This window comes from Faecalibacterium butyricigenerans (assembly GCF_020687345.1).
Classification (GTDB): Bacteria; Bacillota; Clostridia; order Oscillospirales; family Ruminococcaceae; genus Faecalibacterium; species Faecalibacterium butyricigenerans.
The window spans coordinates 1-9,369 of the sequence record NZ_JAJEQL010000052.1 but is presented as its reverse complement, the minus strand read 5'-3'; the positions used below and the strand labels follow the sequence as shown (position 1 = coordinate 9,369).

The window sequence follows — 9,369 nt, the reverse complement described above, 5'->3', positions numbered from 1 at the left end:
GAAGAATCCATTGAAGGCCAGATTCGTGAATGCACTGCCTATGCGGAAAAGAACGGCATCACCATCGTCAAGCACTACATTGACCGTGCTATCTCTGCCAAGACGGACAACCGCCCGGAGTTTCAGCAGATGATTAAGGACAGTGACAAGAAGCTGTTTGACATCGTGCTGGTCTGGAAGTTGGATCGTTTTGCCCGGAACCGCTACGACAGTGCCCGGTACAAGACCCAGCTGAAGAAGAACGGTGTCAAGCTCATGTCTGCCACCGAGATCATCTCCGAGGGACCGGAGGGCATCATTCTGGAATCGGTGCTGGAAGGTTATGCCGAGTATTATTCCGCTGACCTGTCTGAAAAGGTCATTCGTGGCATGACCGAAAACGCACTGAAGGGAAAGTTCACTGGCGGTGCCATTCCCTTTGGCTACATCATCAACGCAGACCACCGCTTTGAAATCGACCCGTTGACTGCTCCCTTTGTGGCAGAAACCTTCCAGCGGTACAACGATGGCCAGACCATGCGGGAAATTCGGGATTGGCTGAACGAAAAGGGCGTCAAGAACCAGCGTGGCGGGCTGATGACCTTCAACACCATTCAGCATATGCTGAACAATCGCCGCTACATCGGGGAGCTGAAATATCGTGATGTTTTGATTCCCGATGCGATTCCCTCCATTGTGTCCGCAGAGCTTTTCAACGATGTGCAGGAAAAGATCGCCAAAAACAAAAAAGCCCCTGCCCGTAGAAAGGCAGAGGATGACTACCTGCTCACCACCAAGCTGTTCTGCGGCTACTGTGGGGCGTTGATGTTTGGCGAAAGCGGCACAAGCCGGACGGGTGAAGTCCACCGCTACTATAAATGTGCCACTGCCAAAAAGCACAAGGGCTGCAAGAAAAAGACCGTCCGCAAACAGTGGCTGGAAGATCTGGTGGTCAACCAGACCATGCAGCTTGTGAAAGACGATGCCGCTATGGAATCCATCATCGCCAAGGTGATGGAACTGCAAAACAAGGAGAATACCAACATTCCCCTTTATAAAAAGCAGCTCCGGGATGCAGAATCCGGTATCCAGAATATGCTCAATGCGATTCAGGCCGGTATCCTGACCAGCTCCACCAAGGAGCGGTTGGAGCAGCTGGAAGAAACCAAGCGTGAGCTTGAAGCACGCATTGCGGAAGAAAAGCTGGCGAAGCCGAAAGTGACCGAAGAATTTATCAGGTTTTGGCTGCTGCGGTTCCGTAAGCTGGACATGAGCCTGAAAGACCAGCGGCAGGCACTAGTGGATACCTTCATCAATGCGATTTACCTGTATGATGATAAGGTTTTGATAACCTTCAACTATAAAGAAGGAACACAGACCGTCACCTTTGGGGAAGCGGCAGAAGCCGCATCAAAGGGAAATGGTTCGGATTTGGATTGCTTTACTGCACCATCTTCTGAAAAAGACCTTGTAGACTTTTAAAGTTTACAAGGTCTTTTTTTGCTTTCCGACAGAAAGATGCTGGTCGGGCCTCTTTCTGGATCCGACCACCGCATACGCTGTCCCTGCATCGTGAGAGAATGAAAGCTGCACAAAGAAGATTGAAGTCTATGTGCAATATGCACAATAAGTTTTCCGCAACAAAATACAGAAGTAGGTATTTGGCTCTAAGACCAGACAACTTTATCAATAAAATCGAAAAATCTGTTGACTTGAAATCATCCGGAATGTTATCCTAGGGTCAACAAAAGCACCGTCAGGTGCCAGCCACTACACGAAAAAAGGCAAACAAAAAGGAGAGTAAAATGATGAAAACGCGTATTGCGGCGTTGGTCACCGCCGGTGTCCTCGCTTTGTCGATGCTCACTGGCTGCGGAAGCAAGCAGGAGAGCTGGAAAGTCACCTGCCCGTGGGCACCGTCTGGTGTGGCAGCGATGGTCAGCCAGAAGGCAGCCGCCAAGTCCCCGGACTACTCGGAGAAAAAGATCACGCTGGTGGCAGAGGCTGTCAAGGGCGACGCCGCCACCGTCAATACTTGGGTGGCCAGCACCAAGGCAAACGACAAGGAGCTGGTCTTTGCCGGTGAGGGACTGTTCGCCATCACCGAGACGCTGGACCCGGCCAAGCTGCAGTTCAGCTACGACGATTTCGAGTTTGTGGAGAACCTGTATTCTTCCGTCTTTGTCCTGTCTGCCGATTCTTCCCTGAACCTGAAGAGTCTGGACGATCTGGAAGCCTACGTCAAGGCGGGCAACCCCGTGTCTGTGGCTGTCAACGGCGCGACCGGCTCGGAGGCCTTCCTTGCAGCGGCGCTGTTTGGCTCGATGGGTGCCGGCGATCAGCTGAAGCTGACCCCGTACCAGTCCGCCGCAGAGGCTGCACAGGCTGTGGCAAAGGGCGAGACGAACTTTGCAGTCTCGCATCAGTCCCAGATCCTTGAGACCTACCAGCAGGGCGGCGTTGACGTGGTCTGCGCATTCGACGACAAGGCCATCGAAAACGGCCCCTTCGCAGGGGTCGAGGGCGTCGGTGCCAAGGGCTATCCCTACTTCCGCAACCGCTGCTTCGTTATGGCTCGCAAGGGCACCGACGCGGCAAAGGTGGCCGAGCTGAAGGAGCTGTACGACAAGATCCTCGCCGATCAGGAGATGGTCGAGTGGCTGAACGACACCATGCTGCTGGAAGTTGACACCATGACCGAGGACGATGTGAAGGCTCACATCGAGAACGTCAAGAGCATCGTCGAGCAGTATAAGGACATCGTGGCGGGCTGATAACAGGCCCTCTATAGCGAAAAAGGCTGAAGCAGGGGGGAGGGGAAAGCCCTGACCCCCTGCTTTTGTGTTTCAAAAAGGAGTGGAAACAGGTGAAAAATCTGATAGAACGCATCGAAACAAGGCTGGACGGATGGGGTGCGAAGCTCGAGGAGAAGAACATCGAGTACCCCGTTGACCTGATCTGCGGCATTCTGTTTCTGGTCATCGGCATCGTGCTGCTGCTCATCATGCCCCAGCAGGTGCAGATCTCGGAAAAGGACGTTGTGAACGGCCGCGCCTTCCCGACGATGCTGGTCTGGCTCATGCTGGCCATGAGCGCCCTTCTGGTGGGCCGGGAGGCATACAACATGGTGATGCACCGCCCGGTCAAAACGAAAACGCTGAATCTCCTGGTGGAAGCAAAAGCGCTGGTCATCGTCCTCATTCTGGTGGTCACCTATCTGCTGGCAGAGATCACGGGTCTGTTCGTGGTGGGTGCTGTGTTCTGCGCGCTGGCCTTCCTGCTGTTTTTCCGCTGCAAGAAGCCCCTCTACTACGCCATCACCGTCTCGATGGCCGTCCTGATCTGGGTCGTGTTCCACTTTGTTCTGAATGTCAGTTTCTGAGGAGGCAGAATATGGGTTTGTTTGATTTTATCGGCCCGGCCTCCGGGCTGCTCTTCACCCTCGAAAATATCGTCTGGATCAACCTCGGTGTCTTTATCGGCTGCGTGTTCGCAGCCATCCCGGGCCTGAGCGTTATCCTCTGCATCATCCTGTTCCTGCCCGTCACCTACACCATGAGGGCGATCCCCGGCATGATGTTCCTTCTGGGTATCTACTGTGCGGGCGGATACGGCGGCTCGGTGTCGGCCATCCTCATCAACACGCCGGGCACGCCCCACGCAGCGGCCACCATGCTGGACGGCCACCCGCTGTCCAAGATGGGCCGCACGAAAGCAGCGCTGAAGATCGCGCTCTACGCCTCCACCTTCGGCGGCATCTTCTCGGCGCTGGTCCTGCTCTTCCTCGGCCCGCAGGTGGCTAAAATTTCGGCACAGCTGGGCACGGCAGAGTACTTCATGGTCTGCCTGTTCGGCATGACCATCATCGCAGGCGTCTCGGGTAAGAGCCTCGTCAAGGGCATCATCGCCGCCTGCCTCGGCCTTCTCATCTCCTGCGTGGGCGCAGACCCTATGACCAGCTACGACCGTTTTACCTTCGGCATTCCCCGTTTGTATCTGGGTCTTGACCTTGCCGTCACCCTCATCGGCCTGTTCGCACTGGTGGAGATCATCGGCAAGGCGGAGCTGAAGCGGAGCGAGCTGAACCTCCACGCCGGAAAGATCGGCAACGACGACGGCAAGATCACAAAGGATGAGTACAAGCGGATGCTCCGCCCGGTGCTCATCGGCTCTCTCATCGGCTCCTGCGTGGGCATCGTGCCCGGCACCGGTGCTTCGGAGGCCTCGTGGTTCTCCTACAACACCGCAAAGAATATGTCCAAGCACCCGGAAGAGTTCGGCCACGGCTCTGTGGAGGGCGTTGCGGCGGCTGAGTCGGCCAACAACGCCGTCTGCGGCGCGACCCTCATCCCCCTGCTGACGCTGGGCATCCCCGGCGACGGCTGCGTGGCCATTATGCTGTCCGCTCTGATGATCAACGGCCTGAACCCCGGCCTCTCGCTCTTTACCACGGATGGCCCCATCATGTATGCCATCATGCTGGGCCTCATCCTCGTGAACATCTTCATGTTCCTGCAGGGCAAGTATCTGACCAGCCTGTTCGCAAAGGTCGTCTCCATCCCCCAGCAGATCCTGACCCCCATCATCGTCATCTTCTGCTTTGCCGGTGCTTACTCGGTGAACAGCAGCTATTTCGACCTGAGCGTTGCGCTGGTGTTCGGCGTGATGGCGTGGTTCATGCGTAAGCTGGAGCTGCCCGCAGTCCCTGTGCTGCTGGGCATGGTGCTGGGCAACATGACGGAGACCAATTTCCGCCGCGCCCTGCTCATCTCGGACGGAAGCCCCAGCATCTTCTTTGGCAGCGTGTACTGCTGGATCTTCATTGCGCTGATCGTGGTGGTCATCCTCGGCATCCTGCGCGGCAAGATGAAGGAAGCAAAAGTGAAACAGTAAAGAAAGGGAAAAAACCGTGGCATATAACATCATTTTTTATTTCAGTGACCAGCAGCGCTGGGACACCTGCGGCTGCTTCGGTCAGCCGCTGAACATCACGCCCAATCTGGACGAGCTGGCAGCGGAGGGCGTGAAGTTTGACAATGCCTTTTCGCCCCAGCCGGTGTGCGGACCCTGCCGCGCCCTGTTCCAGACCGGCAAATACCCCACCGAGACCGGCTGCTTCCGCAACAACCTGATGCTGCCCTCCCAGATCAAGACACTGGGCGAGTACATGGAAAAGGATGCCGGGTATGAGACGGCCTACATCGGCAAGTGGCATCTGGCCTCGGACGGCGAGCTGGAGAAAAAGCCGACCATCGACCACACCATCACGGCGGTCCCGCTGGAGCTGCGCGGCGGCTATACCGGCTACTGGCGCGCTGCGGACGTGCTGGAATTTACCTCCCACGGCTACGACGGCTATGTGTTCGATGAAAACAATAACCGCATCGACTTCAAGGGCTACCGCGCCGACTGCATCAACCAGTTTGCGCTGGACTACCTCGACCAGTACACCGGCGAAAAGCCCTTCTTTATGACGGTGTCGCAGATCGAGCCGCACCATCAGAACGACCATAACCACTACGAAGGCCCCGACGGCTCCAAGCAGCGGTTTGCCAATTTTGTTCTGCCCGAGGATCTGAAGGCTCTGGGCGGCAACGCAGCGGAGGAGTACCCGGACTATCTGGGTCAGTGCGCCAGCCTCGATGAGAACCTTGGCAGGCTGGTGGCAAAGCTGAAGGAAAAGGGTCTGTATGACAACACCGTCATCCTCTACGCCTCCGACCACGGCTCCCACTTCAAGACCCGCAACCGCGACGCGCACCTGAACGGCTACGACGACTACAAGCGCTCCTGCCACGACGGCTGCCTGCACGTGCCGCTGGTCATCTGCGGCGGCCCGTTCAAGGGAGGCCGGGAAGTGACCGAGCTGGTCAGCACCGAGAGCATCCCCAAGACTCTGCTGGCTCTGGCGGGCGTGGAGGTCGGCGACAGGATGATCGGCGAAAATCTGCTTGACGTGGTGGAAAAGAAGAACGATAATAGAGCAAACGAGGTCTTTGCACAGATCTCGGAGAGCCGCTGCGGACGCTGCATCCGCACGGCGGACTATATGTACTCTGTCTATGCCCCCGGCGTCAACGGCGGCGAGGCTGCGGCATCGGATGTCTATGCGGATGATTTCCTCTACGACATGAAGAAGGACCCGTGGCAGCTGAACAACGTGGTGGCAGACCCCGCATACGCTGTGGTCAAGGCAGAGCTTCGGGAGCGCCTGCTGAACTGGATCGAACGCGCAGAGGGCGCCCGTCCCACCATCACCGACTGAAAAGGAGCGCCTGCCCATGCTCTCGGCTGTTGAGAAAAAATCCGATCAGGTCTACCGCTGGCTTCTGGCCTATATCGACGAGAACAAGTTCTCCGGAAACCAGCGCCTTCCCTCGGAAAATGCCCTCTGCCGGAAGCTGGGCGTCAGCCGGGAGACGATCCGGGTGGCCATCGACCGTCTGGTGAAAGAGGGCCTTGTCTACAAGCTCAAGGGCAGCGGGACCTATTTCCACCGGGAAAAGGTGATGACGCGGGACCTGAACACCGACGATGCGCTCTATAAGATCGGCCTTATTTTGCAGGGACAGGATACCAGCGCCAACTCGGGCCTCATCGAAGGGGTGCGCAGCGTCCTGACACAGGAGCAGGTAGACCTTCACGTCTTCCTGACCGACAACAAGTTCTGCAACGAGCGCCGCTGTCTGGAAACGGTGGTGCACCAGAACTTCCACGGCTTTATCGTGGACGGCGTGAAGTCGAGCATCCTCAGCCCGAATCTTGACTGCTACAAGGAACTCTACCGGCGCAGGATTCCGGTGATCTTCTACAACAACTTCTATCGGAATCTGCGCTGCCCCCGGGTGACCATCAACGATATAGAATGCGCCCATCAGCTGATCGGGCGTCTGATGGATGCCGGGCACAGCCACATCGCCGGCATCTTCGTGTACGACAACTACCAGAGCGTGGAGAAGTTTCAGGGGATGGCGGAAGCGATGCGCAGCCGCGGGCTGGAGCTGAACGATGACTATATCAAGTGGTGTATTTCGGACGAAGCCCACAACGAAAGCTATGTCCGCGCCATCGAACGGTTCCTGAAGAGCATCCCCAAATGCACCGCGATCGTCTGCTGCAACTACATCATCTATCGACTGGTCATCAAGACTTTGCAGAAGATGGGGAAGAGCGTGCCCGAAGATTATTCGCTGGTCTGTTTCGATTATTCCGAAGAAACCTATCGGCAGGAGGATGTCACCTGCTCGGTGGAGCAGGGCTTCGAGATGGGGCGTCAGCTTGCACTGCGCCTTATGGAGATGATCTCCACCGGCGAATGCGATGACCGGAACTATACCTATGTCATGAAGCCCATCCTCTACGATGGCCATTCCATCCGGAAGATCCAGAAGGCAAAATAAAAATTCTCCCGGAGGCAGTCCTGCTCTCCGGGAGAATCTCTTTATCGGCCCTGTTGTGCCAGAAAATGTGCCGCAGTCTGCAGGCGTGGAAGTGCGTAGGAGAAGAAATGCCGGTATGCTGTGCAGAAGCGGTTGCTTCCGGAGGCATCCCAGTCACGCTTGCAGCCGCCCCGGCAGAGCAGCCGGTAAGGGCAGACGGCGCATTCGGCCGGACGTTTGCGGCCCTGCGCCAGAAAGGTCTGGCTCGTGGGAGAAGCAAGTGCAGCTTCGACGGTGCAGCGGCTCAGGTCGCCCAGCTTCCACTCATCCAGAACATAAAAGTCGCAGGGATAAAGGCTTCCGTCCCCTTCCACCGTGAGATAATGGCCGCAGGAGCCGGAGGAAGCGCAAGAGGTAGGCGGCGTTCCCAGCAGGATGCGCAGATAATCCTCAAAATTGCGGACGCTGACGTAATTGCCCTGCTGCAGCTGCTGATACCAGACATCAAAAACGCCGCACAGAAACCGGCCATAAAGCTCCGGCGTCAGGGAATAGGCCTGTCCGCCGACGGTGTCGAGCGGGTCGAGACAGGGGATGAACTGCAGATTGTGCCGCCCCAGCGCGCAGAGGCTCTGGAAGGCGCGCTGGGGCTTTCTGGCCAGCTGGCCGGTCACGACACAGAGCAGGTTCGTTTCGACCCCGTAGGCATCCAGCAGCCCAAGGGTATGAGTCGCTCTGTCCCATGTGCCATGTCCGGCAGCGTCCAGCCGGTAGAGGTCGTGGACCTCCTGTGTGCCGTCCAGAGAGAGGCCCACGAGGAAAGAGTTGGCTTTGAAAAAGGAGGCCCACGCCTCATTCAGGCCGATGCCGTTGGTCTGGATGCTGTGGAACACCGAGAGGCTGCGCTTCAAGGAGCGCTCCGTTTCCAGAAAGAACTGAAAAAACTCCAGCCCGGCAAGGGTCGGTTCGCCGCCCTGAAACAGAAAATGGACGCTGCCGCCGTCCTCGGTGGCGGCGAAGGCCTTTTCGATCAGCTCTCTTGCCATTTCGTGGGAGAGCAGCCCCATGTTTTTGCAGGCCCGGCTGCTGGAAACATCGTCATAAAAGCAGTATCGGCAGCGCAGGTCGCACAAACTGGATGCTGGCTTGACGAGGAATGTATTGTGTTTCATAGGGATACCCTCCGTGTTTTTCATTTCCTGAAACAAGGATACCGGAAAACACGGGCTTTCGCAAGCAGTAACGGACAAAAGCTGTTTGAAATACCGATAAAACCAAAATAGTTGTCAGAAATGAAAAAAGGAGCAGAAAACTTGCATGGATGAAAATAAAACATACAGTATGCGGTCGGCACGGCTTTGGAAGCTGTTTTTAAGCACATTGTACATCAGCAGCTTTACCTTCGGCGGCGGCTTTGTCATCGTGACCTTTATGAAGAAGAAATTTGTGGATGAGCTGCACTGGATCGATGAGCAGGAAATGCTGGACATGACCGCGCTGGCGCAGTCCTCGCCGGGTGCCATCGCCGTCAATGCGGCGATTCTGGTGGGCTGGCAGGTAGAGGGGCTGGTCGGGATGCTCGTGGCGGTGCTGGGGACCATCATTCCGCCCATGGTCATCCTCTCGGTCGTCTCGGTGTTCTACAGCGCCTTTGCCTCCAACCACTATATTGCCCTGCTGCTCAAGGGGATGCAGGCCGGTGTGGCGGCGGTCATTCTGGATGTGGTGTTCGACCTTGGCAGCAAGGTGCTGAAGACCCGCTCATGGGTGTATATTGTCCTGATGGCGGCGGCATTTATCGCCAATACGGTGTTTCATGTCAATGTGGTCGTGGTCATCCTTGCCGCAGCGGCATTCGGCGTGGTGCGGGCGCTGGCCCAGTGGAAAAAAGGCGGTGCAAAATGATCTACGTTCAGCTTTTTCTCAGCTTTTTGCAGGTGGGGATGTTCAGTGTGGGCGGCCTGCTTGGCCCGGACGGCATCCTCGTCCGCAGCGCTGACCTGCTGAACAC

8 protein-coding genes are annotated in these 9,369 nt (G+C 56.8%); 7 read left to right on the top strand and 1 reads right to left on the bottom strand.

Translation table 11 applies throughout. From position 1 onward, the window contains the following. The 6 genes from LKD23_RS12365 to LKD23_RS12340 form a co-directional block, all read left to right on the top strand. Window positions 1-1,461 (top strand): recombinase family protein (locus LKD23_RS12365; protein WP_227621898.1); only part of this gene is annotated, 1,461 nt, incomplete at its 5' end. A 323-nt stretch (window positions 1,462-1,784) separates the two neighbouring features. Then, window positions 1,785-2,753: a tripartite tricarboxylate transporter substrate-binding protein gene (locus tag LKD23_RS12360; protein WP_227621897.1), complete on the top strand. Its 969-nt coding sequence runs from the start codon at window positions 1,785-1,787 to the stop codon at window positions 2,751-2,753. A gap of 92 nt (window positions 2,754-2,845) precedes the next feature. Then, window positions 2,846-3,361: a tripartite tricarboxylate transporter TctB family protein gene (locus LKD23_RS12355; RefSeq protein WP_227621896.1), complete on the top strand. Its 516-nt coding sequence runs from the start codon at window positions 2,846-2,848 to the stop codon at window positions 3,359-3,361. Window positions 3,362-3,372: 11 nt separating this feature from the next. Next, window positions 3,373-4,872, top strand: a complete 1,500-nt coding sequence (locus LKD23_RS12350; protein ID WP_227621895.1) for a tripartite tricarboxylate transporter permease — start codon at window positions 3,373-3,375, stop codon at window positions 4,870-4,872. A gap of 16 nt (window positions 4,873-4,888) precedes the next feature. Next, window positions 4,889-6,244 carry a sulfatase family protein gene (locus tag LKD23_RS12345; protein ID WP_227621894.1) on the top strand — a complete coding sequence of 452 codons (1,356 nt, stop codon included), beginning with the start codon at window positions 4,889-4,891 and terminating at the stop codon, window positions 6,242-6,244. A gap of 16 nt (window positions 6,245-6,260) precedes the next feature. Beyond that, window positions 6,261-7,379, top strand: coding sequence for a GntR family transcriptional regulator (locus tag LKD23_RS12340; RefSeq protein ID WP_227621893.1), 1,119 nt, complete (start codon window positions 6,261-6,263; stop codon window positions 7,377-7,379). A gap of 41 nt (window positions 7,380-7,420) precedes the next feature. On the opposite strand, the gene LKD23_RS12335 is transcribed toward LKD23_RS12340, so the two are convergent. Beyond that, the gene (locus LKD23_RS12335; RefSeq protein WP_227621892.1) at window positions 7,421-8,530 is read right to left on the bottom strand and encodes a radical SAM/SPASM domain-containing protein; all 1,110 of its coding nucleotides are present in this window, start codon (window positions 8,528-8,530) and stop codon (window positions 7,421-7,423) included. A gap of 145 nt (window positions 8,531-8,675) precedes the next feature. Here LKD23_RS12335 and LKD23_RS12330 point away from each other — a divergent pair, with 145 nt between their 5' ends. Further along, window positions 8,676-9,263, top strand: a complete 588-nt coding sequence (locus LKD23_RS12330; protein ID WP_227621891.1) for a chromate transporter — start codon at window positions 8,676-8,678, stop codon at window positions 9,261-9,263. The last annotated feature ends 106 nt before the right edge of the window (window positions 9,264-9,369 follow it).

What these genes read in the sequence shown, in the direction of transcription:
- LKD23_RS12340 (WP_227621893.1), top strand. Translation starts at nt 6,261, where the DNA reads ATGCTCTCGGCTGTTGAGAAAAAATCCGATCAGGTCTACCGCTGGCTT.
- LKD23_RS12360 (WP_227621897.1), top strand. Translation starts at nt 1,785, where the DNA reads ATGATGAAAACGCGTATTGCGGCGTTGGTCACCGCCGGTGTCCTCGCT.
- LKD23_RS12350 (WP_227621895.1), top strand. Translation starts at nt 3,373, where the DNA reads ATGGGTTTGTTTGATTTTATCGGCCCGGCCTCCGGGCTGCTCTTCACC.
- LKD23_RS12330 (WP_227621891.1), top strand. Translation starts at nt 8,676, where the DNA reads ATGGATGAAAATAAAACATACAGTATGCGGTCGGCACGGCTTTGGAAG.
- LKD23_RS12335 (WP_227621892.1), bottom strand. Translation starts at nt 8,530, where the DNA reads ATGAAACACAATACATTCCTCGTCAAGCCAGCATCCAGTTTGTGCGAC.